Source organism: Lentzea sp. NPDC060358 (assembly GCF_042725365.1).
Lineage (GTDB): Bacteria > Actinomycetota > Actinomycetes > Mycobacteriales > Pseudonocardiaceae > Lentzea.
Genome location: NZ_JBHXCW010000021.1, coordinates 20,098 through 45,859, shown reverse-complemented (window position 1 = coordinate 45,859; position 25,762 = coordinate 20,098). Strand labels below are relative to the sequence as shown.

At 70.7% G+C, this 25,762-nt stretch carries 25 protein-coding genes and 1 pseudogene; 20 read left to right on the top strand and 6 right to left on the bottom strand.

Features of this window, described 5'->3' with window-relative positions:
* Positions 1-24: 24 nt before the first annotated feature.
* Entirely contained in the window at positions 25-948 is a 924-nt protein-coding gene (locus ACFWGZ_RS07175) for a DNA topoisomerase IB (protein WP_382450573.1), read from the top strand.
* Here ACFWGZ_RS07175 and ACFWGZ_RS07170 read toward each other — a convergent pair.
* From ACFWGZ_RS07170 to ACFWGZ_RS07160, 3 genes are read right to left on the bottom strand one after another with little or no spacing between them, the layout of a single operon-like run.
* Positions 935-1,360, bottom strand: a complete 426-nt coding sequence (locus tag ACFWGZ_RS07170) for a DUF4383 domain-containing protein (protein ID WP_382450572.1) — start codon at positions 1,358-1,360, stop codon at positions 935-937. The two genes, ACFWGZ_RS07175 and ACFWGZ_RS07170, sit on opposite strands and share 14 nt — an antisense overlap.
* A gap of 42 nt (positions 1,361-1,402) precedes the next feature.
* Positions 1,403-2,122: a SigB/SigF/SigG family RNA polymerase sigma factor gene (locus ACFWGZ_RS07165; RefSeq protein ID WP_382450571.1), complete on the bottom strand. Its 720-nt coding sequence runs from the start codon at positions 2,120-2,122 to the stop codon at positions 1,403-1,405.
* 12 nt (positions 2,123-2,134) lie between these two features.
* On the bottom strand, positions 2,135-2,599 hold the full coding sequence (locus ACFWGZ_RS07160) for an SRPBCC family protein (protein ID WP_382450570.1): 465 nt from the start codon (positions 2,597-2,599) through the stop codon (positions 2,135-2,137).
* A gap of 209 nt (positions 2,600-2,808) precedes the next feature.
* Here ACFWGZ_RS07160 and ACFWGZ_RS07155 point away from each other — a divergent pair, with 209 nt between their 5' ends.
* The 10 genes from ACFWGZ_RS07155 (at position 2,809) to ACFWGZ_RS07110 (ending at position 13,570) form a co-directional block, all read left to right on the top strand.
* Positions 2,809-3,585: an ABC transporter ATP-binding protein gene (locus tag ACFWGZ_RS07155; protein ID WP_382450591.1), complete on the top strand. Its 777-nt coding sequence runs from the start codon at positions 2,809-2,811 to the stop codon at positions 3,583-3,585.
* Positions 3,573-4,361 (top strand): ABC transporter ATP-binding protein, encoded by a 789-nt coding sequence (locus ACFWGZ_RS07150; RefSeq protein ID WP_382450569.1) that lies wholly within the window; start codon positions 3,573-3,575, stop codon positions 4,359-4,361. The genes ACFWGZ_RS07155 and ACFWGZ_RS07150 overlap by 13 nt, the downstream gene beginning before the upstream one ends.
* Entirely contained in the window at positions 4,358-6,208 is a 1,851-nt protein-coding gene (locus ACFWGZ_RS07145; protein WP_382450568.1) for an AMP-dependent synthetase/ligase, read from the top strand. Before ACFWGZ_RS07150 ends, ACFWGZ_RS07145 begins: the two co-directional genes overlap by 4 nt.
* Entirely contained in the window at positions 6,201-7,088 is an 888-nt protein-coding gene (locus ACFWGZ_RS07140; protein ID WP_382450567.1) for a branched-chain amino acid ABC transporter permease, read from the top strand. Before ACFWGZ_RS07145 ends, ACFWGZ_RS07140 begins: the two co-directional genes overlap by 8 nt.
* Entirely contained in the window at positions 7,085-8,203 is a 1,119-nt protein-coding gene (locus ACFWGZ_RS07135; RefSeq protein WP_382450566.1) for a branched-chain amino acid ABC transporter permease, read from the top strand. The genes ACFWGZ_RS07140 and ACFWGZ_RS07135 overlap by 4 nt, the downstream gene beginning before the upstream one ends.
* A gap of 13 nt (positions 8,204-8,216) precedes the next feature.
* Entirely contained in the window at positions 8,217-9,506 is a 1,290-nt protein-coding gene (locus ACFWGZ_RS07130) for an ABC transporter substrate-binding protein (RefSeq protein WP_382450565.1), read from the top strand.
* Between the two features lie 126 nt (positions 9,507-9,632).
* Complete coding sequence (locus ACFWGZ_RS07125) at positions 9,633-9,896, top strand: hypothetical protein (protein ID WP_382450564.1); 264 nt, start codon at positions 9,633-9,635, stop codon at positions 9,894-9,896.
* Between the two features lie 410 nt (positions 9,897-10,306).
* On the top strand, positions 10,307-10,933 hold the full coding sequence (locus tag ACFWGZ_RS07120; RefSeq protein WP_382450563.1) for a DUF4255 domain-containing protein: 627 nt from the start codon (positions 10,307-10,309) through the stop codon (positions 10,931-10,933).
* Positions 10,930-12,912: an ATP-binding protein gene (locus ACFWGZ_RS07115; protein WP_382450562.1), complete on the top strand. Its 1,983-nt coding sequence runs from the start codon at positions 10,930-10,932 to the stop codon at positions 12,910-12,912. Before ACFWGZ_RS07120 ends, ACFWGZ_RS07115 begins: the two co-directional genes overlap by 4 nt.
* Positions 12,893-13,570, top strand: a complete 678-nt coding sequence (locus ACFWGZ_RS07110; protein ID WP_382450561.1) for a DUF4157 domain-containing protein — start codon at positions 12,893-12,895, stop codon at positions 13,568-13,570. Before ACFWGZ_RS07115 ends, ACFWGZ_RS07110 begins: the two co-directional genes overlap by 20 nt.
* 3 nt (positions 13,571-13,573) lie before the next feature.
* Here the strand turns inward: ACFWGZ_RS07110 and ACFWGZ_RS07105 are convergent, their stop codons facing one another.
* From ACFWGZ_RS07105 to ACFWGZ_RS07095, 3 genes are read right to left on the bottom strand one after another with little or no spacing between them, the layout of a single operon-like run.
* Positions 13,574-14,521, bottom strand: a complete 948-nt coding sequence (locus ACFWGZ_RS07105; RefSeq protein WP_382450560.1) for a TolB family protein — start codon at positions 14,519-14,521, stop codon at positions 13,574-13,576.
* Positions 14,518-15,720 (bottom strand): MFS transporter, encoded by a 1,203-nt coding sequence (locus ACFWGZ_RS07100; RefSeq protein WP_382450590.1) that lies wholly within the window; start codon positions 15,718-15,720, stop codon positions 14,518-14,520. Before ACFWGZ_RS07100 ends, ACFWGZ_RS07105 begins: the two co-directional genes overlap by 4 nt.
* Before the next feature lie 37 nt (positions 15,721-15,757).
* Positions 15,758-17,116 carry a DNRLRE domain-containing protein gene (locus tag ACFWGZ_RS07095; protein WP_382450559.1) on the bottom strand — a complete coding sequence of 453 codons (1,359 nt, stop codon included), beginning with the start codon at positions 17,114-17,116 and terminating at the stop codon, positions 15,758-15,760.
* Between the two features lie 239 nt (positions 17,117-17,355).
* Between ACFWGZ_RS07095 and ACFWGZ_RS07090 the strand changes: the two genes are divergently transcribed.
* The 9 genes and pseudogenes from ACFWGZ_RS07090 to ACFWGZ_RS07050 all read left to right on the top strand — a co-directional run bounded on the left by ACFWGZ_RS07090 (position 17,356) and on the right by ACFWGZ_RS07050 (position 25,759).
* Positions 17,356-18,870, top strand: coding sequence for a phage tail sheath family protein (locus tag ACFWGZ_RS07090; protein WP_382450558.1), 1,515 nt, complete (start codon positions 17,356-17,358; stop codon positions 18,868-18,870).
* 15 nt (positions 18,871-18,885) lie between these two features.
* On the top strand, positions 18,886-19,329 hold the full coding sequence (locus ACFWGZ_RS07085; protein WP_330852354.1) for a phage tail protein: 444 nt from the start codon (positions 18,886-18,888) through the stop codon (positions 19,327-19,329).
* A 38-nt stretch (positions 19,330-19,367) separates the two neighbouring features.
* Positions 19,368-19,736, top strand: coding sequence for a hypothetical protein (locus tag ACFWGZ_RS07080; protein ID WP_382450589.1), 369 nt, complete (start codon positions 19,368-19,370; stop codon positions 19,734-19,736).
* Positions 19,733-19,879 (top strand): annotated as a pseudogene (locus ACFWGZ_RS07075) (DUF6760 family protein); the annotation flags it as partial. The gene ACFWGZ_RS07080 and the pseudogene ACFWGZ_RS07075, both read left to right, overlap by 4 nt.
* 909 nt (positions 19,880-20,788) lie before the next feature.
* Positions 20,789-22,528, top strand: coding sequence for a hypothetical protein (locus tag ACFWGZ_RS07070; RefSeq protein ID WP_382450557.1), 1,740 nt, complete (start codon positions 20,789-20,791; stop codon positions 22,526-22,528).
* A gap of 9 nt (positions 22,529-22,537) precedes the next feature.
* Complete coding sequence (locus ACFWGZ_RS07065) at positions 22,538-22,966, top strand: phage tail protein (protein WP_382450556.1); 429 nt, start codon at positions 22,538-22,540, stop codon at positions 22,964-22,966.
* A complete protein-coding gene (locus ACFWGZ_RS07060) occupies positions 22,963-23,697 on the top strand; it encodes a peptidase M23 (protein WP_382450555.1) in 735 nt (244 codons plus the stop codon). The genes ACFWGZ_RS07065 and ACFWGZ_RS07060 overlap by 4 nt, the downstream gene beginning before the upstream one ends.
* Entirely contained in the window at positions 23,690-25,459 is a 1,770-nt protein-coding gene (locus tag ACFWGZ_RS07055) for a VgrG-related protein (protein WP_382450554.1), read from the top strand. The genes ACFWGZ_RS07060 and ACFWGZ_RS07055 overlap by 8 nt, the downstream gene beginning before the upstream one ends.
* Before the next feature lie 15 nt (positions 25,460-25,474).
* On the top strand, positions 25,475-25,759 hold the full coding sequence (locus ACFWGZ_RS07050; protein ID WP_382450553.1) for a PAAR domain-containing protein: 285 nt from the start codon (positions 25,475-25,477) through the stop codon (positions 25,757-25,759).
* Positions 25,760-25,762 lie beyond the last annotated feature (3 nt).

Genomic DNA, 25,762 nt, shown 5'->3' with positions numbered 1-25,762 from the left:
GCTGATCAATCTCGGAGCGACCACATGAGACTGCGCCGCAGCGACCCGGCCGGACCGGGCTGGACCCGACGCCGCCAGGGCAAGGGCTTCCGCTACCTCACCGCGCAGGGCCAGACCCTCACCGCGGACGACATCACCAGGGTGAAAGCACTGGTCATCCCACCCGCGTGGCGCGAGGTCTGGATCTCGCCGCACCCGAACGGCCACATCCAGGCCGTCGGGTACGACGACGCGGGCCGACGTCAGTACCTCTACCACGACAAGTGGCGCACGGACCGGGACGCGGAGAAGTTCGACCGCGTCCTGAAGCTCGCGCCGAAGCTCGGCAAGTTCCGCGAGCAGATCGTCGCGGACATGAGGACGCGCGGCCGCCGGCGGTTGCTCGCCATCGCGCTGCGCATGCTCGACCTCGGTGTCTTCCGCGTCGGCCACGAGCAGTACACCGAGGACAACGGCAGCCACGGCGTCGCGACCCTGCTGTGCGAGCACCTCAGCGTGCGCGGTGACAGGGTCCGGTTCCGCTTCCCGGCCAAGCACGGCGTCGAGGTGGACGAGGAGCTCACCGACCCGCAGCTCGCGCGGGCCGTGAAGTCGTTGCTCAAGGACCGCACGCCGGACTGCCGCGTCTTCGACATCACCGCCGACGACGTGAACGAGCGGTTCCGGGAGCTGGTCGGCGACCAGTTCAGCGTGAAGGACCTGCGCACCTGGCACGCCACGGTCCGTGCCGCCGAGGCGTTCGCGCACACCCTGCGGGAGCGCGGCAAGCCGTCGAAGCGGGCGGTCAGCGCGGTGATGAAGGAGGTGTCCGAGCACCTGGGCAACACGCCGGCGGTCGCGCGGAAGTCCTACGTGGACCCGCGGCTGGTCGACGCCTTCGAGAAGGGCGAGGTCATCGGCGGCGGCGACCCGGAGCGGGCGGTGCTGAGGTTCCTCAGGCGGACTTGACGACCGCGGCGCGGTCGCACTGGCGGCACCAGGCGGCGCCCTGGGCCGCCGCCAGTGCCGCGAACCCCGCGACGAGGTGCAGCGCGTTGCTGCCCGGGTTGACGTTCAGGAAGTTGACCACCTGGTCGTCGTAGCGGGCCATGCCGAACCCGAACGTCACGAGGCACGCCACCGCCACCAGCAGACCGGTGCCGCTCAACGCCTTCAGCCGCCGGAACGCGAGCAGCAGCGCCAGGCCGAACACGACGTGCAACGTGTTCTGCAACGGGTTCACGCGCAGGCCGAGCACCGCTGTGCCGGCCTGGCCCGCGAAGCCGGAGAACCCGGTTGCGAGGAATCCGGCGACCCCCCAGGCGACGAGCAGCGCGCCGAGGACGATCGCGAGCTTCTGGGGCCACCGCAACCGGGTCATGCGTTCAGTATCACCAGGGCCGGGCGTTCCCGCTCGCCCACGTCACTCCTCCGCCAGCAGGTCGTGGCGGAGTTGCTCCAGCGACTTGGTGAGCAGCCGCGACACGTGCATCTGGGAGATCCCGACGCGCCGGGCGATCTCCGTCTGGGTCAGCCGGCCGAAGAACCGCAGGACCACGATGGTCCGCTCGCGCCGGGGAAGGCCCCGCAGCATCGGCTGCAGGGCCTCGTGGATCTCGACCCCCTCCAGCGCGGGGTCGTCGACCGTGGACGTCTCGAGGGCGTCCAGCGGTGCGAAGGAGACGTTCTTCTCGACGCGCAGTCCCTCGTAGACGTCGGTGAGCGACACCCCGAGGTGCCGGGCGATCTCGGAGGGGGTGGGGGACCGCCCGGTCCGGTGCGACAGCTCGGCGGTGGCGCCGTCGATCGAGTCGCACAGCTCCTTCAGCCTGCGGGGCACGCGCACGGCCCAGCACTGGTCCCGGAAGTGGCGCCGCACCTCGCCGGTGATCGTGGGCACGGCATAGGACAGGAAGTCCGTCTGCCGGCCCACGTCGAACCGGTCGATGGCGTTGATCAGTCCGACCGCCGCCACCTGCGCGATGTCCTCCATGGGCTCGCCGCGTTCGCTGAAGCGGCGGGCGATGTGCCGGGCGAGAGGGAGGTACTCGCGCACCAGCCGATCGCGCAGCACGTAGTAGTGCTGCGTGTCACGGCCGGTGCGCGAGAGGAGCTCGAACGCCGCGTGCTGGTCCGGCGTCAACGTGCACCGCGATCAGACCTGGGGTGGCGGCGTCACGTCGCCACGCCACGCGCCGGTCTCGGTGCCGCGGTTCTCGATGAACTCCTTGAACCGCTTGAGATCGCCCTCGATCCGGTGGCCGACCACGCCCAGCGCGGCACCCGCCTTCTCGGTGAGGGTCTCGGGCTCGTACTCCATCTGGAGGTGAACCCTGGTCGTGTCGTTGTCGAGGCGGTGGAAGGTGACCACGCCGCCCTGCGGCGGACCTTCGACCGTGGTCCACGCGACCCGCTCGTCGGGGTGCTGCTCGGTGATCTCGGCGTCGAACTCGCGGACGACCCCGCCGATCTTCGTGGTCCAGTGGGTCCTCGTCGGCGTGAGCTGGTCGATCTTCTCGACGCCGTCCATGAACGCCGGGAAGGATTCGAACTGGGTCCACTGGTTGTACGCCGTGCTCACGGGCACCTGGACGTCCACCGTCTTCTCAATGGTGGTCACGAAACCTCCTCCAAATTTGGTGTTGGAAACGGAGTACCCGCGTCACGCGCTGTTACACCTGCGTCATCTGTCCATTCAGGACGGTCACGGAGAGTGGTGTACCACTCGCCATCCGCGCATCACGAAATCGCCCACGGTGCGCAAATCGCTCTGTGATCCACGTCTCATGAGCGGCATACTGCTCGGTATGTCGCTGGCCTGAGGAGGCGCTGGTGCTCGAGGCGAACAACCTTGAGGTGGTCTACGACGACGTGATGCTGGTGCTCAGGGGCGTGAGCCTGCAGGTCCCGAAGGGAAAGGTCGTCGCCCTGCTCGGTGCCAACGGTGCCGGCAAGACCACCCTGATGAGGGCCTTCAGCGGGCTCCTCGACGTGCACGACGGCAAGGTCACCAGGGGCTCCATCACCCTGGACGGTGAACCGATCCACCGCCTCCCACCGGCGCGGATCGCCGAGCGGGGCGTGAAACAGGCGCTCGAGGGCCGCCGGATCCTCTCCGAGCTGACCGTCGAGGAGAACCTGAAGGTGGGCGGCCATTGCCGGCCGAAGGGTCTGCGGGCCAACCTCGACCGCTGCTACGAGCTCTTCCCGCGCCTGCTGGAACGGCGAAGACAGAGCGCCGGCTACCTGTCCGGCGGCGAGCAGCAGATGCTGTCGATCGGCAGGGCGCTCATGTCCGAACCCTCCTACCTGCTGCTCGACGAACCCAGCCTCGGTCTCGCGCCGTTGCTGGTGCAGCAGATCCGCGACCTCGTCGTGAAGATCAACGAACAGGGCACCACGGTCCTGCTGGTCGAGCAGAACGCCGGCATGGCGCTGTCCATCGCCGACCACGGCTACGTCCTCGAGACCGGCAAGGTCGTCATGGACAAGCCGGCGCGGGAACTTCTCGCCGACGACGACATCCGCGAGTTCTACCTCGGTCTCGGCACCTCCTCGTTCCGTGCGGTCAAGCACTACAAGCGCAGGAAGCGGTGGCTGTCTTGAGCGTTCTCGAGGTCACCGACGTCCGGCTCGCGTTCGACGGCGTGGTGGCCGTCGACGGGGTGTCGTTCAGCGTCGAGGCGGGCGAGCTGTTCGCCGTCATCGGCCCGAACGGCGCGGGCAAGACGTCCGTCTTCAACGTCCTGAGCGGCGTCTACCGGCCGCAGCAGGGCACCGTGCGGTTCCGCGGCGAGGACCTGGCCGGCCTGCGGCCGCACCGGATCGCCGCGCGGGGCATGGCCCGCACGTTCCAGAACATCGAGCTGTTCTCCCACCTCACCGTCGTCGACAACCTGATGCTGGGCCGCCACAACCACATGGGCCACGGCGCGCTGTCGGCGTTCCTCTGGCTCGGCCGGGCCCGGCGCGAGGAGCTCGCGAACCGGGCGGCGGTGGAGGAGGTCATCGACTTCCTCGAACTGGAGCAGTGGCGCCGGTTCCCCGTCGGCCTGCTGCCCTACGGCGTGCAGAAGCGCGTCGAGCTGGGCAGGGCGCTCGCGATGGAGCCGAAGCTGCTGCTGCTCGACGAGCCGGTCGCCGGCATGAACGTCGAGGAGACCGAGGACATGGCGCGGTTCGTCCTCGACGTCCGCGAGGAGCTGAACATCCCGATGATCATGGTGGAGCACGACATGGGCCTGGTCATGGACCTCGCGGACCGCGTGATGGTCATGGACTTCGGCCGCCCCGTCCGCACCGGCACACCGGCCGAGGTCCAGCAGGACCCGGACGTCATCCGTGCCTACCTCGGCGAGCAGCACCGGAGCGTGACCTCGTGACAGCGCCACCGGAGACCACCACCGTCGTCACCCGCGTGCGGGACAGAGCCGCCGCCACGCCCGACCAGGTCGCGTTGCGCGCCAAGGACTTCGGCATCTGGCAGGAGGTCGGCTGGGCGGCGTACTGGTCGAACGTCGAGCTGGTCGGCAACGCGCTGCTCGCGCTGGGGCTGAACCCCGGCGACCGGGTGGCGATCCACTCGGAGAACCGGCGCGAGTGGCTCTACGCCGACCTCGGGATCGTCGCGGCGCGCGGGACCACGGTCGGGCTGTACCCGACGAACCCGCCGTCGGAGGTCGCCTACCTGCTGTCCCACTCGGGTGCGCGCATCCTGATCGCCGAGGACCAGGAACAGGTGGACAAGGCGCTCGCGGTGCTGGAGGACGCGCCCGACCTGGAGTGGATCGTCCACGTCGAACCCCGCGGCATCCAAGGGCGGTACGACCACCCGAAGCTGATGTCCTGGGACGACTTCCTGGCGCTGGGCGCGCGCCACCGCGACACGTGCGGCGGCGAACTGGCCGCGCGGATGGCGGAGACGACGCCCGGCGACGTCATGACGTTGATCTACACCTCCGGCACCACCGGGCCGCCCAAGGGGGCGATGCTCACCGTGGCGAACGTCGAGTTCGCCGTCCACGTGCTGGTGGAGGGCGGCGGTTTCACTTCGCCACCGCCGTCCTCCGCCGACGTCACGCTGTCCTACCTGCCGCTGTGCCACGTCGCCGAGCGCATCTTCACGACGTGGTTCAGCGCGGCCAGCGGCGTGCAGGTGCACTTCGCCGAGTCGATCGAGACCGTGCAGGCGAACCTGCGCGACGTGCAGCCCACGATCCTGTTCGGCGTCCCCCGGATCTGGGAGAAGGTGCTGGCGGGCGTCATGATCAGCGTCTCCGGCGCCGGGTGGCTCAAGCGCACGGTCACCCGGTTCTGGTTGCGGCAGGCGGAGAAGATCGGCGAGACGCTCGTGCGCACCGGCGGCGAGCACACCGGGCGGAGCCGGGCGCTGTACGCGCTGGGCTGGCTGGTCTGCTTCCGCGCGCTCAAGGCCAGGATCGGCATGCGGCACGTCCGCTACGCCGCGTCCGGTGCCGCTCCCATCGCGCCGGACGTGCTGAAGTTCTTCATGGGCATCGGGGTGCCGATGCACGAGGTCTACGGCATGACCGAGAACACCGCCGTGGCCACGGGGAACCGGCCGGGCCGGGTCAAGGTCGGCACGGTCGGCGAACCGCAGCCCGGCACCGAGCTGCGGATCGACGACGAGACCGGCGAGATCCTCACCCGGCACGGCGGCACGTTCTCCGGCTACTGGCGCGATCCCGACGCCACGGCGCGGGTGCTCACCGACGGCTGGCTGCGCACCGGCGACGTCGGCGAGTGGGTCGACGGCACGCACGTGAAGATCACCGACCGGATGAAGGACATCATCATCACCGCCGGCGGCAAGAACATCGCGCCGTCCGAGCTCGAGAACGCGCTGAAGACCTCCCCGTACATCAAGGAAGCCGTGGTGATCGGCGACCAGCGGGCGTACCTGGTGGCGTTGATCGGCATCGAGTACGAGACTGTCGGGCACTGGGCCCAGCAGCGCGGGATCACCTACACCACCTACCGCGACCTGTCGGAGAAGGCGGAGGTCCTGGAACTGGTGCAGACCCTGGTGACCGAGGTGAACGCGAAGTTCGCCCAGGTGGAGCAGATCAAGAAGTTCCGGATGTTCCCCAAGGAGCTCGACCACACCGACGGCGAGCTCACCGCGACGCAGAAGGTGAAGCGGTCCGCGCTCGGCAAGATGTTCGGGGAGCTCGTGGACTCCATGTACGGGGGTGGTCCGCGTGGATGAGTTCCTCCAGTCGCTGGTCCGGGGTCTGGGCACCGGGTCGATCTACGCGCTGCTCGCGCTCGGCTTCGTGATCATCTACAAGTCGACGCGGGTGATCAGCTTCGCGCAGCCGGCGTTCATGCTGGCGGGCGCGGTGCTGGTCTCCTACCTCGCGCCCGCCGTGTCGTTCTTCGGCGCGGTGCTCGTCGCCGCCGCGGTGATCGCGGTGCTGGCGCTGGGAGTCGAGCGCACGGTGCTGCGGCCGATGGTCGGCAAACCGGTGTTCGTCGTCGCGATCATCACCATCGGCGTGGACGTCGTGGTGCGGGTGGTGACCAACGCGTTCATCGGCCTCGACGTGCGGCAGGTCGGCGACCCGTGGGGGCTGGACACGATCGCCTTCCTCGGGGTCGAGGTGCAGCAGCGGTACCTGGTGATGATCGCGACCACCGCGGTCGTGACGGCCGCGCTGTTCGTGTTCTTCCGGTACTCGCGGATCGGGCTCGCGATGCGGGCGGTCGCCCACGACCAGGAAGTCGCGCTGGCACAGGGGATCTCGGTCGGGTCGGTGTTCGCGCTGTCGTGGGCGCTCGCGGGCGGCCTCGCCGCGCTGGCGGGCGTGTTCGTGGCGACCGGCGCCGGTGTCGACCAGCAGCTCTGGATCGTGGCGCTCAAGGCGCTGCCCGCGATCATCCTCGGCGGCCTGGAATCTCTGGGCGGAGCGGTGGCCGGCGGGCTCGCGGTCGGGATCGTCGAGTCGCTCTTCGGCACCTACCAGGGCGATTTCGCGCCGTGGCTCGGGCCGAACTTCGGGCTGGTCGCGCCGTACGCGCTGATGCTGCTCGTCCTGCTGGTCAGACCGTACGGGTTGTTCGGCAAACGAGAGGTGGAACGGCTGTGAGGGGGCCCAGGACCGTCAAAGGCAGGCCGGAGCTCTACACCTCCTACGCGCAGGACATGGCGTTCCTGAACACGCGGCCCAAGCGCGCGTGGACGGGCGGACTGGTCGTCTTCGCCCTGCTGGTCCCGTTCCTCATCACCGACGACCTGCTGCAACTGCTCGCGACGGGGTTCGTGGCGGCGATCGGCGCGATCGGGCTGAACATCGTCACGGGGTACGCGGGCCAGGTGTCGCTGGGGCACGCGTTCTTCCTCGCGATCGGCGCCTACACGGGTGCGGCGCTGTCGGGCCCGGAGACCGGGCGGGTGATCGGGTTCGGCATCACGTCGCTGCCGGTCTGGTTGCTGGCCTCGGGTCTGGTGGCCGCGTTCTTCGGAGTGCTGGTGGCACCGGTGGCGGTGCGGCTGCGCGGTCTCTACCTCGCGATAGTGACGCTGGGGCTGGTCTTCCTGGGGGAGCACGTGTTCCGGGAGTGGACGTCGCTGACCGGCGGTCCGGGCGTCGGGCGACCGGCGGCGGTGCCCGAGCTGTTCGGCGTGCGGCTCGACCGGGACAACGCCCTGTTCACGGCGGCCCAGCAGCTCTACCTCGTCATGTTCGTGCTGCTGGTGATCTTCGGCGTGCTGGCGCGCAACCTCGTGCGCTCGCGCGTCGGTCGGGCGTTCGCGGCGGTGCGGGACCGCGACCTGGCCGCGTCGGTGATCGGCGTGGACCTCACCCGGTACAAGGTGCTGGCGTTCGCGGTGTCGTCGTTCTACGCGGGGGTCGCGGGCGCGTTGTTGTTCGTGGTGAACGGGTTCTTCGATCCCGGCTCGTTCAACTTGCTGTTGTCGGTGCAGTACATCGCGATGGTGCTCATCGGCGGCGCGGGCACCATCTCGGGAGCGGTCATGGGCGCTCTCTTCATCACTCTGCTGCCACGCATCACTCGGGAACTGCCCGCGGTGCTGCCGTTCATCAGCGGTGACGCGACCGGCGCGATCACGGTCTTCCAGGTGGAGGCCGTGCTCTACGGCGTGCTCATCATCGTGTTCCTCATCGTCGAGCCACGCGGTTTGTTCGGCATCTGGGTCCGCGTCCGCAACTACTGGCGCACCTGGCCGTTCTCGTACTAGGGAGAGAATCCTCATGTCCGGTAAGAGATTCGCGGCGGTATTAGCCGTGGCAGTGCTGGCTCTCGCCTCCTGCCGGGGCGGGGACGGCGCCGCGCCGCAGGAGGGCGCGGGCGGCATCAAGGTCGACTTCGGCGTGACGAAGGAGCCGTGCCCGCAGGCGGTGGACAAGGCCAAGGGCTGCATCTACCTGGGCACCATCTCCGACCTCACCGAGGGCCCGTTCAAGACGCTGGCCGTGCCGATCACCGACTCGCAGAAGGCGTTCTGGAAGCGGGTCAACGACAAGGGCGGCATCGGCGGCTACGAGGTCGACGTCACCAAGTACGTCAAGGACAACAAGTACAACCCGCAGATCCACAACCAGGTCTACCAGGAGATCAAGGGCAACATCCTCGCCCTGACCCAGACCCTCGGCTCGCCGACCACCGCCGCGATCCTGCCGGACCTCGAGAACACGCAGATGGTGTCGGTGCCCGCGTCGTGGACCTCGTTGTGGGGCTTCGAGGAGGTCGTGCTCGAGTCCGGCGCGAACTACTGCGTCGAGTCCATGAACACCGTCGACTACGCCGCGGACAAGCTGGGCGCGAAGTCCGTGATGGCCGTGCACCTCGCGGGCGACTACGGCGACGACGCGGCGGCGGGAGCCAAGATCGCCGCCGAGAAGCGCGGTCTGACGTTCGAGAGCGTGACCACGCAGACCGGCCAGGACAACCAGGCGGGCGCGATCGACGCCGTGGTGAGCAAGAAGCCCGACCTCGTCGTGATCACCGCCGGCCCGACCGACACGGCGGTCGTCATCGGCCAGGCCGCGGCCCGCGGCTACAGGGGCAAGTTCATCGGCACCTCGCCGACGTGGAACCAGGGCCTGCTGAAGTCGCCGGCCGCGGCCGCGATCAAGGCGATGTACCTGCAGTCCGCCCCGTGGAAGGCGTGGGCCACCGAAACCGTGGGCCACACCGCGATGCGCGCCGGCCTGCCGGGCGTGACGCCGAACGACGGCTACACCGCGGGCTGGGTGTGGGCGTACCCGTTGAAGGCGGCGCTGGAGAAGGCGGCGGCGAACAAGGACATGACGCGAGCCGGTGTGCTGAACGCCGTGCGCCAGCTCACCTCCGTGGACTACGAGGGCATGCTCCCTTCGGGTGCGGGCAATTTCTCCGCTTCGCCCCAGGACGCGGCTTTCCGCCAGACGCTCATCTACAAGCCCGACGAGGCCGCTCCGACCGGGGTTTCGCTGGTGGAGGAGTTCTTCACGGGCCCGACGGCCAAGGATTTCAAGTTCGAGAAGCCCTGCTACCAATGAGGCCGAACGGGTGACACTCCACGCCGACTCCACTGTCCTCTGACTAACCTCGTTGCGAGAAGTTCGCCAGGAGGTGCTGCGGTGTTGTCGTGCGTGGAAGTTCGCCGATCCGCGGGAGGCCTCCGGTTGTTCGTCCGTCCCCCGGCCGCGCTGCGCTGGAGCGCGCGGCTGGGGTACGAACGGGTGTCGGAGCTGCTGGCCGCGATCCGCCGGGCCGAGTCCTGCTCGGTGCCCGACGTCGAGCTGAGGTACGTGCCGGACCAGCGCACCGGGGAGGCGGAGCTGGCGTGCGAGACCGGGTCCGTGCACCTGGACGCCGACGAGGTGTCGGCGTTGCACGACACCTTGCGCGCGCACATGCCGGACCGGATGCGGCCCCTGCCCGCGTAAGCCCTGCCTGCGCAAGCCTTGCCCGCGTAGGCCTCTGCCGCGTGAGCCCCCGCCCGTGTAGTGACTGCCCGCGGACGAGTTCGCCGGCGTGGCGCCGGGTTGGGTGAGCCTTGCCCACGCGGGCGCCGAGTCGTCGCCCCCGCGCGGCGACTGCCCGCGGACGAGTTCGCCGTCGTGGCGCCGAGCCGGGTGAGCCCTTGCCCGCATGAGCGCCGAGTCGCCGCTCCCACGCGAAGACTGCCCGTGGACGAGTTCGCCGGCGTGGCGCCGAGCCGGATGCGGCCCCTGACCGCACGAGCGCCGAGTCGTCGCCCCCGCGCGGCGACTGCCCGTTGGGGCAGCCGTTCGTGCCCGCCGGAACGTCGGTGCGTTGATGGTTCCCGCCGCCGTGCCGCGCCATCGTGGACGGCGTGATCCACGAGGTTGACGAGGCTCTGCGCCGCCTGGTCCGCGACGAGGCGTTGCGCGGTTCGGACCTGGACGTCGCGTTCGACGCGCCGACCAAGGACTGGGCGGCGCGGCGCAACGCGCCCACGGTCAACATCTACCTCTACGACATCCGCGAGGACATCAAGCGGCGTCAGCGCGGGCTGCTCAACGAGTACGACGCGCAGGGGCAGGTCGCGGCACGGCACCTGCCGCCGCGGCACATGAAGCTGTCGTACCTCGTCACGGCGTGGACCCAGCGGCCGGAGGACGAGCACCGGCTGCTGTCGGACCTGCTCATGGGGTTCATCGGCTACGACGCCGTGCCGCCGGGGCTGCTCGCCGGGTCGCTGGCGGAGCTCGCGCTGCCCGTGCCGATGACGGTGGCGCTGCCGCCGCCGGAGGACCGGGCGTTCGCGGACGTGTGGAGTGCGCTGGGCGGGGAGCTGAAGCCGTCGCTGGACGTCGTGGTGTCGGCACCGGTGTCGTCCGGCCGGAGGTTCGCCGCCGGGCCGCCCGTGCGCGAGGGCGTCGAGCTGCGTTCCGGTTCGGACCGGGTGCGCCACGACGTCACCGCCGACGGGGTGTCGATGCGCAAGGTGGCCCCATGATCTTCGAGCGGATGGCGGGCCTGGAGCGGCGGATCCGCGTCGCCGTGGCCGCGCGCAGGGCGACCGACCCGAACCCCGACGACCCGTTCCGCGGGCTCTACCTGTCGGACGAGGTCATCGAGGCGTTGCTGGACAGCGGGCGGGAACCGTTCGCGCCGTTCACCGGGACGGCCGCGGACGGGCGGCTGGGCAGGCTGGCCGCCCGCGCCCAACTGTCCGAAGTGGACGTCGAGCTGCTGCTCGTGGCGCTGGCGCCGGACGTGGACAGCCGGTTCGAGCAGTTCTACGGCTACCTCAACGACGACGTGACGCGCCGCAGGGCCACCGTCGGGCTCGCCCTGCGGCTGTGCGGGCTCGCCGAGGCCTCACCGCGGGGCCGTTCGCGGCTCGACCCCGGCAGCCCGCTGCTGCGGTGCGGGCTCGTCACGGTCGAGGACCCGGAACGGCCGCTGCTCAGCCGGTCGTTGCGGGTACCGGACCGGGTCGCCGCGCACCTGCTCGGCGACGACCGGCCGGACCCGCTGCTCACCGACTTCGTGACGCTGCCGGGGAACCCGGTGCGGATGCCGGGCGACGACCGGCTGGCGCGCGGCATCGACCGCGGGGTGCGGCTCGTCTACCTGCGCGAGCACCCCGGTGGCGGCGCGGCGGAACTGGCCGTGGCGGCGCTGGCGCGGGCGGGTTTCCCGGCGCTGCTGGTCGAGGCCGCCCGGCTGGCGGACCCGCTGGCGGTGACGCGGGAGGCGTTGCTGCGCGGCGCCGGGATCGTCGTCGGGCCGGTCGACGCGCAGTTCACGCTGGACCCGTTGCTGCACGACGAGATCCCGGTGATCGCCTACGGGTCCGGGGCGTGGGAGCCGCGCTGGACGCGGGTGCCGCCGTTGCAGCACGACGCCGTGCAGGTGCCGTTCGACGTGCGGGTGGCGATGTGGCGCAGCGAGCTCGACGGCAAGCTCGCCTCCGGCATCGACCCCGCCGAGGTGACCGCGCACTTCGTGCTGGGGCCGACCCAGATCAGCAGGGCGGCGAACGCGGCCGCGGTCTCGGCGCTCGCCGACGACGGGCTGGTGGGCGTCGCGCACCTGCGGGCGGGGGCGCGCAGCCAGAACGCCGGTGGCCTGCAACGGCTCGCGCGGCGCATCGAACCTGCCGTGGCGTGGCGTGACCTGGTGCTGCCCGTGCCGATCACGGCGCTGCTGCAGGAGCTCGCGGCCAGGGCGAAGCACCGCGACCGCGTGATCGACGAGTGGCGGATGCGGCCCGGCGGCGGGCGCGGGCGGGGCGTCACGGCGTTGTTCGCGGGCGACTCCGGCACGGGCAAGACGATGTCCGCCGAGGTGGTCGCGGCCTCGCTCGGCCTCGACCTCTACACGGTCAACCTCGCGACGGTGGTGGACAAGTACGTCGGCGAGACCGAGAAGAACCTGGAACGGATCTTCGTCGAGGCCGCCGGCGTGAACGGCGTGCTGCTGTTCGACGAGGCCGACGCGATCTTCGGCAAGCGCTCCGAGGTCCGCGACGCGAACGACCGGTACGCCAACATCGAGAGCGCGTACCTGTTGCAGCGCATGGAGTCGTTCGACGGCATCGCGGTGCTGGCCACGAACCTGCGGGCCAACCTCGACGACGCGTTCACCCGCCGCCTCGACGTGATCGTCGACTTCCCGCTGCCCGACGCGGACCTGCGGCGCGGGCTGTGGGACCGCTGCCTCGGCCCCGCGGTGCCGCGCTCGGCGGACGTGGACCTCGACTTCCTCGCGGAGTCGTTCGAGCTGGCGGGCGGGCACATCCGCTCGGCGGCGGTGACGGCGGCGTACCTCGCGGCCGCCGCGGGCCACGTCGTCGGCATGGTCGAGCTGATCGGCGCCGTCGCCCGCGAGTACCGCAAGCTCGGCAGGCTGGTCGGACAGCGCGAGTTCGGCCGTTACTTCGACCTGGCCACAGAGAGAGAAGGTTGTGATGCGCGGGCACGAACATGAGCACGAGGAGTCGGCGCGCCCCCACGGCGACCGGCTCCCGCAGGAGGAGACGGGTCTGCTGGGCCGTGCCGCCGCGGCGGGGCGCACCGACGTGCTCGGGCCGTCCGGCGTGCTCGGCCTGCAACGCGCCGTGGGCAACGCGAGCGTCACCGACGTCGTCTCGTCCGCGGGATCACCGCTGGACGCGGGCGTGCGCGAGGACATGGAAGGCCGGTTCGGGCAGGACTTCTCCGATGTCCGGGTGCACACCGGCTCGGCGGCGCACGAGTCGGCGAAGTCGGTGAACGCGCAGGCTTACACGGTCGGGTCGGACATCGTGTTCCAGAGCGACAAGTACGACCCGTCGTCGGCCTCCGGCAAGCACATGCTGGCGCACGAGCTGACGCACGTCGTGCAGCAGCGGTCCGGGCCGGTCGAGGGCACCGACAACGGCAGCGGTGTGAAGGTCAGCGACCCGTCCGACCGGTTCGAGCGCGAGGCCGTGGCCAACGCCGACCACGTCATGTCGGCGCCCGCTCCCGTGCAGCGCTGCGAGGACCACGGCGGCCACGGCGGCGGGGAGATGGCCGTGCAGCGCGAGGAGGCGCCCGCCGAGGAGGAGACCGCCCAGACCTTCGTGCAGCGCGCGGAGGAAGAGGAGGAAGCTCCCGCCGAGTGACGGTCAGCCGAGCGGCGCCGGTGAGCTCGCCTCCGGGACCAGGACTGCGGGAGTGCCGGTGCCGTCGGCGGGCACGGACCACACGTCGTTCAGGCCGTCGTCGCGCTGCAGCCCGTACGCGACGGTCCGGTCGTCGATCCACGCCGGCTGGTCGTCGACGCTGCGGGTCTCGGCGAGCTCGGTGATCCTCCGCGTGGCCAGGTCGAGCACGGACACCCGCCAGCCCCGCCGCGGGTCGCCGCCGACCGCCTTCTTGTAGGCGATGCGGGTGCCGTCGGGGGACAGCGACGGGCATTCGACGTCGTCCAGGTCGGTCAGCGGCCGCACCCTGCGCGCGGCGAAGTCGCCCTCGAGCAGGTAGCGGTGACCGCCGGTGGACATGGTGGCGTAGAAGCGGTTGTCGTCGGCGGTGAACGTGACGCCCCAGTAGTTCGCGTCGGCGGGTCGTTGTGCCATGCCCTCGACGGCGAAGTCCTCCAGCGTCATGACCAGGGCGCCGGTCTTCGTGTCGAGGACGCCCGTGCTGGTGGAGAACCCGTTGGCCGCGTAGGAGTGCCCGTCGACGAACAGGGTCCACGCGACCATCCGCCCGCTGGCCGAGACCCGCGTCCGGTTCGGGAACCCGGTCAGCGCGACGGTCCTGGACTCCCGCAGGTCGCCGGTGAGCACGGCCAGTTCGCTGGCCTTCAGCGCACCGGCCGGCCGCAGGCAGGAGGTCGTGCCCGCGGCGGTGTAGGCGCGGTCGCAGAGCTGGTCGGTGACCTCGCGGGACCCGGCCGGGCCGGTGCGGGAGAGCCTTCCGTTGCTGAGGACCATCAACCGCGGTCCGGCACCCGCCGGACCGGCCTGCACGGGATCGTCCGGCGCGGCACCGGAGAGCGCGGTGTAGCCGACGGCGACGCCTCCGAGCAGGACGGCGGCGGTGAGGGTGATCAGCAGGCGGTTGGTCACGAGCGGCGTCCCAGCAGTGCGGCGGTGGTGACGAGGGCGAGGACCGCCGCGGCCGCGGCGAGCCGGGTGGCGGTCTCGGGGCTCCAGAACTGCCAGGCGAGGCCGAACAGCACGGACGAGCCGAGGTAGGCGAGCGCCTGCCCGCTCTGGATCAGCGCGAGACCGGTGGTGCGCAGGCGTTCCGGCAGCACCGGACCCGCGAGCGCCATCAGCACGCCGTCCGTGCAGGCGTAGAACACGCCGTACAGCAGGACGACCAGCACGAGCAGCGGCCAGCCGCCGAGCGGCCCGAAGAGCAGCAGGTAGACGAGTGTCAGCGCGCCGTAGCCCGCGAGCACGACCCCGAGCCGGCCGACCCGGTCGGCGAGCGCGCCCAGCGGTGCGGCGAGCAGCAGGTAGACGAGGCTGGTGCCGACGGCGAGCAACGGGAACCAGCCGAACGCCAGCCCTTCGCGCTTCTGCAGCACCAGGTACACGAACCCGTCGCCGATCGTGGCGAGTCCGAGCAGGGAGGCGGCGAACACGATCCTGCGGACCGCCGGTTCCTTGAGCACGGCGAGCTTGAGCGGTTCCTTGCGCTGCAACGGCTCCGACCGGTCACGTACGTAGAGCACGAGCACCAGCACGCCGAACGCGGCGATGCAGGCGCTGGTGACGAACACGGCGTCGAACGACTGCGCCGACGCCGCGAGCACGGCCATCGCGACCAGCGGCCCGGCGAAAGCGCCGATGCCGTCCATCGCCCGGTGCACGCCGAACGCCCGGCCCAGGTCACCACTGGGCGTGGACAGGGTGATCAGCGCGTCGCGCGGCGCGGTGCGCAGGCCCTTGCCCGCGCGGTCCGCCGTGATCACGAACCCGAGCGCGGTCACCGAGTTTCCCGCGGCCAGCAGGCCGAGCTTCGCCACCGCGGAGAGGCCGTACCCGAAGCCCGCCACGGCCTTGCGCCGGCGGGTGCGGTCGGCGAGGTAGCCGCCCGCGAGGCGGAGCAGGGTGGTGGCGCCGGTGTAGACGCCGTCGACCAGCCCGTACGCGGCCGGGCTGAGCTGGAGGCCGATGACCAGGTAGAGCGGCAGGACCGCGGCCACCATCTCCGACGACACGTCGGTGATGAGACTGACCGTGCCGAGCGCGAAGACGTTGCCGCTCAGCCCCTTCCAGTTCGCCGTCCTGGGTCTGTCGATCGTGGACAGGTACATCATCGGCCCCCAACCCCGGTTCTGGCGTGCGGACGCGTCAGTGGCAGTTCGTGGTGCCGCTGTCGGTGTAGGTCTTGCCCGCCTCCGGCACGAACTGCCAGTCGAAGCTGCCGCTGTGCAGCGTCAGCTTCAGCACGCCGCGGGTGCCGGTGTTGCGCGCCTCGCTGTTCGCCCTGATGGTGCCGAACCCGTACGCGCCCGCGCCGCCCATGCCCGCGACGAACGACCGGATGCCGCGCGCGGTGTCCAAGCCGCCGTTGGGGTTCTGCGGGGCGAACCGCTCGTACTGGTGGTTGTGGCCGGTGACGACGACGTCCGCGTTGTAGTCGTACAGCGCCTGGAACAACGGCTTGGTCGCCGCCGAGGGCGCGTGGTTGGCGCCGCTCGTGAACAGCGGGTGGTGCCAGTACGCCGCGGTGCACTGCTTCGTGCTCGCCGCCAGGTCCGCGCGCAGCCACTGCTCCTGTGCACTGCCCGCAGCCATGCCGATGTTGGAGTTCAGCGACACGATGTGCCAGTCGCCGAGGTCGTAGGAGTAGTACCCCAGCCCTGATGGACCTGCCTGCGCGCCGAAGTAGGTGTAGTACCCCGTGGCGCCGCTGGTGTTGTAGTCGTGGTTGCCGGGGGAGGGCCTGGTGCGCGCCTTGTGCCGGCCCCACGTGGGCTCGTAGTAGGTCGAGAACTGCGACGCGGTGCCGTCCGGGTAGACGTTGTCGCCGGTCGTCCAGACGGTGCCCTGGATGGTGTCCAGCAGCGCGGCCGTGGCGGTGTCGCCGGAACCGGAGTCGGCGATGTCGCCCGCGCCCACCCACACCGGGTCGCCGGGCGGTTGCGTCGTGCCGTCGGTGACGACGAGCTGCGGCGCCGTCGCGCCGGACTCGCGGGAGTCGTAGTCGGCGCCGTCGGAGCTGCTGGACGTGATCGCGATGCTGTAGGTGCCGTTGCCCGTGACGTAGCCCGTCACGTCGACCTCGTACCAGGCGTTGCGCGCGACCGACCCGAGCGTGCCGAGCGTGACGCCGTCGGCCGCGGGCTGGTTGTTCCAGGTGACGCCGGTCTCGGTCCAGCTGACGTTGCTCGTGGCCCGGAACGTGCCGCCGCTGGGGCTTTCCGCGCCGGAGACGTCGTCGGTGTGGACGCGCAGCTTGGCGCTGCTGACCGTGCCGCCGATCCCCGAGACCGTGAACTTGAGGAACGACCGCTTGACCGGCGAGCCGTCCGTGCCGAGCTGCCCGGAGGTGCCGTAGTTGGTGCCGGTGGCGGAGTTGTCGACGTAGGTGTCGGCCGTCGGGGTGAAGGTGGTGGTGGCCGCCTGGGCGGCGGTGGAGGCGGTGAGCGTGGCCGCCGTGACGATGACCGTGGAGAGCACGGCCAGGGGAGCCCTGCGACGTGACATGCCTGTCCTCGGGGTGGTGGGCGGACAAGGGCCGTCGGCGAGCGTAGGGCGGGGGTGGTTCGGCCACCAATGATCGTTCGGCGGCAGTCGGGTGAACGCTCGGAAAACCCCTCCCCGGGGTGACTGCCCTTTCGGGCAGTCGTGGGCTCCCTCCAGCACCGTCGCGAGGTCGTGTCGGCTTCCCCGTGATCGTCGCAGCATGGGTCGCACAGCATTCCGTACGACTTGGGAGGCCGTCGATGCCCACCTATCTCTCGCCGGGCGTGTACGTCGAGGAGGTGGAGGCAGGTGCCCGCCCGATCGAGGGCGTCGGCACCGCCGTCGCCGCGTTCGTCGGGTTCGCGGCCAAGGGTGACTACAACACCCCCACGCTCGTGTCGAACTGGGCGCAGTACACCGAGAAGTTCGGCGACTTCGCCGAAGGCTGCTACCTGCCGCTGGCCGTCTACGGCTACTTCCTCAACGGCGGCACCAACTGCTACGTCGTGCGCGTCGGCGGCGACCGGTCCACGCCGGCCCTGCCCGCCGGCCCGTCGGCCGTGCTGGGCGCCTACCGCGTCTCGGCGCGCGAGCTCGGCGCGGGCAGCCTGTCCGTCGAGGTCGGCGACCCCGCGGGCGAGAACCCGCCGGACGACCGCTTCGCGTTGCTGGTCAAGGACAACGGCAAGGTCGTCGAGACGCACCAGGTGACCTCCAAGCGCGGCAAGGAGAACGTCCTCACCGTCGTGAACGCGGCCTCGAAGCTGATCACGGTCGAGGAGGTCGCCGGGGCGACGCTCGCGAAGCCCGACAAGACCTCGGCCGCGCTGCGCGAGGCCCCCGCCGCGGCACCCGTGCCGCGCAAGGTCGTGGCGGACGACTACGTGGGCGACGTCTCCGACCGCACCGGCTTCGGCGGCCTGGAGGCCGTGGACGAGATCACCATGGTGTCGGTGCCCGACCTGATGAGCTCCTACCAGCGCGGGCTGATCACGCTCGAGGCCGTGAAGACCGTGCAGGCCGCGATGATCGCGCACTGCGAGCTCATGGGCGACCGCATGGCGATCCTCGACCCGCTGCCGGACCTCTCGCCGGCCCAGGTGAAGAACTGGACGCAGGTCGAGGCGGGCTACGACTCGAAGTACGCGACCCTCTACTACCCGTGGATCAAGGTCTACGACCCGTCCACTTCGGACAACGTCTTCGTGCCGCCGTCGGGCCACATGGCCGGCGTCTGGGCGCGCACCGACGCGGCCCGCGGCGTGCACAAGGCGCCGGCGAACGAGACCGTGCGCGGCGCCGTGGCGTTGCAGACGCAGCTGACCAAGGCCGAACAGGAGCTGCTGAACCCGATCGGCGTCAACTGCATCCGCTCGTTCACCGGCCGCGGCATCCGCGTGTGGGGCGCGCGCACCCTGTCGTCCGACCCGGCCTGGCGCTACCTGAACGTCCGGCGGCTCTTCAACTACCTCGAGGAGTCCATCCTGGACGGAACGCAGTGGGTCGTGTTCGAGCCGAACGACGACGCCCTGTGGGCCCGCATCCGCCGCACGATCGCCGCGTTCCTGGTGATGGAGTGGCGCAAGGGCGCCCTGTTCGGCCTGACGCCCGACGAGGCGTTCTACGTCAAGTGCGACCGCGAGACCAACCCGGCGGAGGGCATCGACCTCGGCCAGGTGGTCTGCGAGGTCGGCATCGCGCCGGTCAAGCCCGCGGAGTTCGTCATCTTCCGGCTCGCCCAGATGCAGGGCGGCACCAGTCTGGTCAACGAGTAAAGGCGGTTCATCGACATGGCACTCCCCGATCTCGACACGTCGGTAGGCCACTCGTTCGGCCTGGAGGTCGACGGCATCACGATCAAGCAGATCTCCGAGGTGACCGGCCTGAAGATGGAGCAGGACGTCATCGAGCTCAAGCAGAACATGGCCGACGGCAAATACGTCGTGAAGAAGCTGCCCGGCCGCATGAAGGCCGGCGAGGTCGTCTTCACCCGCGGCCTCACCTCCGACAACTCGTTCGAGAAGTGGGTGAAGGACTCCCGCTTCGGCAAGATGGGCAGCGCCCGCAAGAACGGCGTGGTCGTCGTCTACGACTACGAGGGCCAGGCCATCAAGCGCTACAAGATCATGCGCGCGTGGCCCAAGGCGCTGGAGATCGGCACGCTGAAGGCGGGCGACACCTCCGTGCTGACCGAGAAGCTGACGGTCACGTACGAGGAGATGGAAGTCGAGTGAAGCGCTCTGCTGCCGTAGCCCAGGACACGCGCCCGGAGATGCGCACGGAGTTCGCCTTCGAACTCCCGCGCGGCTACGTCGACGACGCGGGCGTCCTGCACCGCTCCGGCGTGATGAGGCTGGCGACGGCCCGCGACGAACTGGTCCCGCTGCGCGACGACCGGGTCCGCGAGAACGCCGCCTACCTGACCGTCGTGCTGCTGGGCAGGGTGGTGGTGCGGATCGGGTCGGTGACCGACGTGCACGCCGGCGTCATCGAGGACCTGTTCGCCTCGGACCTCGCGTTCCTGCAGGACATGTACCGCCGCATCAACAGCGAGGGCCACACGCGCGCACCGGTCGCGTGCCCCTCGTGCGGGCACGGGTTCGAGGTCGACATCGCGGGCGGGCGCCTGGGGGAATCGTGACGTACGCGCCGGACCGGCTGCACTCGGAGGTCGCGTACGTCGCCTACCACTTCCACTGGTCGCTCGACTCGATCCTCGACCTGGAGCACGGGGACCGGTTGCGCTACGTGGAGGAGATCGGCCGGATCAACACGCGGATCTCGGCTTCGTCCGGTTCTGGTTCGGTTCTGGGTTCTGTTCTGGGGAGGTGAACCGCTTTGTGGCCCTTTCGACGGCGTAGCGCCCCGCAGCCCGTGGTGCGGGCCGACTGGCGAGCGCTGCCGCCCCTGCAACGCCTGGTCTCGCCGCACCCGCTGACGAACCCGGTGTCGGGCTTCACCTCGCGACTGGCTTCGTGGCAGAACCCGTCGTTCTTGTCGCCGCTCGCTCACCTGGTGAGTCCGTCGGAGCCTTCCGGCTCGATCTCGGACGTGGCGGCGCCGGCGGTGGTCGCGGAGGGGCCGGTGGTGTCGCGGTCGGTCGAGGGGGCTCGGCGGGCGGTGGCGGTGCAGCGGGTGGCTTCTGGTCCTGCGGTGTCCGGTCCTGCGGTGTCCGGTCCTGCGGTGTCCGGCCCTGCGGTGTCTGGTCCTGCGGGGGTCGTGACTTCTGAGGTGGTGGCTCCGGTGGCACCGGTGGTGCCGGATTTGCCGGTGCCCGACCAGCCGGTCGTGGTGTCACCAGAACCGGTGGTGTTTGAGGTGGCAGCGCCGGAGCCGGATGTGCCGGAGCCGGACGTGCCGGACCTGGTCGCCGCCGAGCCGGCGAGCCCGTCACCGGACGCCGCTCTCGTGGGTGGGGAGGCCGTGCCGGGGGATCCACCTCCCTCGGCTCCGGCGCCATCACCGTCGTCGCCGTCGCCGTCGCCGTCGCTGCAGCGGTCCGCGGTGGATGCCGCGCCCGTACCACCTGCCGTGAGACCGCGGAGGCTGGGACTGGGCGAACCGATCTCACCGGTCCTCCAACGCGCCGCCACCCCACACGACCCGCCGCCGGCCAAGCCGCCGGTACCGGCAGACGCGACTCCGCTGCCCCAGGCCACTCCGCCGGCCTCTCAGGTGGAGCCTGCGACGTGGGTGGACATACCGACCGACCAGGCCGAGTCGTTTGTGCAGCGGGACGTGCCGACCGGCGATGTCGAGCCACCGGTGCAGCGGGAGGTGTTGCCCAGCCGAGCGGAGTCGCTGGTGCAACGGGAGGTGGCACAACGGGAGATGGTGCCGGGGCACGTCGAGCCGGTCGCGCAGCGGGAAGTGTCGACGGACCAGGTGCAGCCGCTCGTGCAGCGGCAAGTGTCGGCAGGCCGTACCGAGCCTGTGGTGCAACGGGAGACGTCCGCGAGGGATGTCGGACCGGTGGCGCAGCGGGGGGCACCGGTCCGACAGATCGAGCCGGTGGTCCAGCGCGAGGTGTCGGTGGGCCGAGTGGAGCCGGTGGTCCAGCAGCGAGTGCTGACCAGCCAGGTAGAGCCCGCGGTGCAGCACCAGGCAGCCGGACCGGCAAGCCAGCCGGAGGCGTCGGCGGGTCACGTCGAGCCGTTGGTGCAGCGGGAAGTGTCGGCTGACCGTGTCGGGCCGGTGGTGCAGCGCGAGACGTCAGCGGCACCACCCGCACCGGTGGTGCAGCGCGAGACGTCATCGGCGCCACCCGCGCCGGTGGTGCAGCGTGAGGTGTCAGAGGGGCACGCCGAGTCGGTGATCCAGCGGGAGGTGTCCGCCGGACCCGTCGTGCCGGTGGTGCAGAGGGAGGTGTCGGCGGCCCACGCGCAGCCGCTGGTGCAGCGGGACTCGACACCCGGCCAGGTCGAGCCCGCCGTGCGGCCGGTAGCGCCGAAGGACCACCCGCAGCCAGTGGCGCAACATCAGGTGCCCCACACCCGAACCGAACCGCTCGTGCAGCGCGAGGTGTCGACCAGCCCTTCAGAACCGCTGGTGCAGCGTGAGGTCTCGACCGCCCACGCCGAACCGCTGGTGCAGGCCAGCCACCTCGAGCCGCCGGTCCAGCGTGAGATGTCACCCGCCCACTCCGAGCCGCTCGTGCAGCGCGAGGTGCTGACCGCCCACGCCGAGCTGCTGGTGAAGCGCGAAGTGCAGGCCAGCCACTCCCAGCCGTTGGTACAGCGTGAGGTGCAGACCACTCACGCCGAACCGCCCGTACAGCGTCTCGTCCAGCGCGAAGTGCTGGCCGCCCACTCGGAGCCGCTGGTGCAGAGGGAAGTCCTGGCCGCCCGCGCCGAACCGGTCGTGCAGCGGGCCCCCGAGCCCACCACAGCCGGGCAGTCCCCTCCACCCACCGACCTGGACGTAGCAGCAGCCCCCGCAAGCCACACCACCACAGCCGCGCCGACACCGCCTCGCCCCGTCGCACAGCGCACCCCGTCCGAGACGAACACCCCGAACCTGCCCACCGCACCACTGGCAGGGACGGCAGCACCTCTGGTGCACCGGGTCTTCGAACCCGACCTGCCGAGATCGGCGCCTTCGGCCGCTCCCACCCCGCCAACCCCGGTGGCCCAGCGAACAGCCACACCGCACCCGGTCCACCAAACCCACACAGCCCACCAGGCCCCGCTCCCGGTGGTGGTAGCCCGCACCCCCGACCCGGAACCCACCCCGGTGATCCACCGGGAGGTCGTCCAACGCGTGGAGGCACCAGCACCACCCGCGGAACCACCCGCGGCCCCCCAGGCCCCAGAGCCGCCGGCCACCCAGAACGCCGACGAGCTGCTCCGCAAGCTCTACGACCCCCTGCTGCGCCGGCTCAAGGCCGACCTGTGGCTCGACCGCGAGCGTCGTGGTGCGCTCACCGACCTGTGAGGACATGTCATGACCGCTCCAGAGGAAGCCGTCGCCGTCTGCTTCAGCGTGTCGGTCGACAAGGACGACCTCGGGTCCTTCAACAGCTGTGAGGGGCTCGGGTGCGAGTTCGTCATCGAGCAGCGGGAAGAGGGCGGCAACAACGGGATGGTGTGGCAGCTGCCCACGCGCATCAAGTACCCCAACGTGAAGCTCAGCAGGCCGGTCACCCGGGACAGCCAGAAGATCACCCGCTGGATCGCCGGGATGGCGGCGGGGATCAAGCGGCGGACCGCGGTCATCGAGGCCAAGACGCTCGAGGGGAAGACCATCGCCAGCTGGTCGCTGTCGGAGGTGGTCCCCGTGCGGTGGACGGGGCCGCAGCTCAGCGCCGAGCAGACCAAGGTCGCCACCGAGACGCTCGAGTTGGCGCACCACGGGTTCCTGGACGCGCGATGACCGTCACGTTCACGAGCGCGGGGTCGGCGACCACGTCCACGAAGATGGAGCACGCGACGCTCACGGTGCACGAGCCGCCCAAGCCCGGCGGGCTGCAGAAGCCGGGGGCGCAGATCGACGAGATCAGGTTCCAGTTCAACCCGCGGGAGCTGTCGCTCGCCAAGAACGCCAAGTGGGACCGGCAGACGCAGCCCAACGCGCCCAAGGCGGGCGTGCCGGAGTTCAAGGGGGCCGAGCCGGCCAAGCTGGCGCTCGAGATCTTCCTCGACTCCACCGACACCATGGGCGACGCGACCGTCAAGAAGGTCGAGCAGCTCTTCGCCCTCACGGTGCCCACGAAGGACTCGCGGCAGAACGGCAAGGGCAGTCCGCCGTGGGTCATCTTCAAGTGGGGCACCACGACCGGCTTCCCGAGCTACGTCGCGAGCGTCACGGCCAAGTACACGCTCTTCACGCCCGGCGGCATGCCGGTCAGGGCCGTGTGCACGGTCAACCTCGAGGAGGTCAGCGGCGAACCCGGCGGGCAGAACCCGACCAGCGGGGCGCTGGCGGCACGGGACGCGCGCACGCTCACGGCGGGCGACAGCCTGCAGAGCCTCGCCTACCAGGCCTACGGCAACGCGGAGCTGTGGCGGCACATCGCCGAGGCCAACGGCATCGACGACCCGATGCGGCTCCGGCTCGGCTCGACCGTCCTCGTTCCGGCGTTGGAGGAGATCCAGCATGGCTAACGAGAGCTTCGCCAACAACCTCGTCGTCGAGGTCGACGGGAAGCCGTTGCCCGCGGACGTCAAGCTGCTGCTCACCTACGCCTACGTCGACGACAGCCGGAACCTGCCGGACATGTTCGTGCTGCGGTTCCGCGACCCCGGCCACGTGGTGCTCGCCAAGGCGGGCTTCAAGATCGGCGCGAAGGCCGCGCTCAAGGTGCAGACGGCCGATCCCGGCGCGCCGAAGCCGTTGATGAGCGGGGAGATCACCGCCGTCGGCGTCGAGCTGGACGCGCAGGGCACCTTCACCGAGGTCCGCGGGTACGACGAGGCGCACCGGCTGTTCCGCGGCACGCGGATCGCGGTCTACCCGAACATGACGGTCGCCGACGTCGTCCGCAAGGTCGCCGGGCGCGCGGGCCTCAAGGCCGGGACGATCGACACCGTGCCCGGCTTCGGCGGGCGGCCGGACACGCAGCTCACCCAGGACAACGTCAGCGACTGGGAGTTCCTCAGCCGCCTCGCGCGCACCACCGGCGCGCAGATCGCGGTGAAGGACGGCAAGCTCGACTTCAAGCTGCCCGAAGCGCCCGCGAAGGCACCGCAGCAGGGCGCCAAGGCCAAGTCGAACCCGCTCGTGCTCGAGCTGCACAGCACGCTCGTCGCGCTCAGGGCCGGCATCACGACCGCCGGCCAGGTGCCCGAGGTGCAGGTGCGGGGCTGGGACTTCGAGAACAAGCAGGAGGTCCTCGCCACCGCCGTCCCGACCACGGCGGGGGTCGAGGTGGCGCAGGCGAAGCCGAAGGAGCTCGCGACCCGGTTCGGCGCACCGCCGCACCTCGAGGCCGGCCTGCCCTACCGGACGCACGCCGAGGCCAAGACCGCGGCGGAGGCGCTCGCGGCGCAGCTCGGCGGGTCCTGCGCGGAGCTCACCGGCGTGGCGAGGGGGAACCCCGAGCTCAAGGCGGGCACCGCGGTGGCGCTGACCAACGTCGGCGACCAGTTCCAGGGCAAGTACACGCTGACCGGCACCCGGCACCTGTTCGCCGAGCACACCGGCTACACCACCGAGTTCACCGTCTCCGGCAAGCAGGAGCGCTCGCTCTACGGGCTCGTGCACGGCACGAAGAGCAAGCCGCTCAACGGACTCGTGCCCGCCATCGTCACCAACGCCAAGGACCCGATGCAGATCGGCCGCGTCCAGGTCAAGTTCCCCTGGCTCTCCGGCGAGCTGACGAGCGTGTGGGCGAGGACCGTGCAGCAGGGCGCCGGCGCGAACCGCGGCGCGCTGGTGCTGCCCGAGGTCGGTGACGAGGTGCTCGTCGGCTTCGAGCACGGCGACTTCGACGCCCCGTACGTGCTCGGCGGCCTCTACAACGGCAAGGACCAGCCGCCGAAGCTCGGCAAACCGGCGGTCGACAGCGGCAAGGGCGAGATCGCGGTGCGCGGGTTCGTGAGCCGCAAGGGCCACCGGGTCGAGTTCGCCGAGGACGACGGAATCCTGATCTCCAGCGGTGACGGGAAGTTCGTCGTCCGGCTCGACCAGAAGGCGCAGACCGTCGAGATCACCAGCGGCAAGACCATCACGGTCAAGGCCCGCAGCGGCATCACCGTCGACGCGGGCACCGGGCCGCTGGAGCTCAAGGGCCAGAAGGTGTCCGTGAAGGCGCAGACCGAGCTCACGGCGGAGGGCGCGCAGGTCAAGATCGCCGGCCAGGCGCAGGCGGAGGTCTCGGCCGGTGGCCCGCTCACCGTCAAGGGCGCCATCGTGAAGATCAACTGAGGGGGACGGGACGCGATGCCACCCGCGGCCAGGATCGGCGACCTGACAGGACATCCCGGCGTCATCACCGGACCGGGAGTGCTCACCGTGCTCATCGGCGGCAAGCCCGCCGCCACGGTAGGGGACCTGCACACGTGCTCGTTCCCGCCTCCCGCCGTGCACCCGCCGACACCGGTCGTCCCGCCCGGCTGCCCGACCGTGCTGATCGGCGGCAAACCAGCGGCGCGCGTCGGCGACATGAGCGGCTGCGGCGCGGCGATCCTGCCGCCCGGCGCCCCGACCGTCCTGATCGGAGGGTGAGCG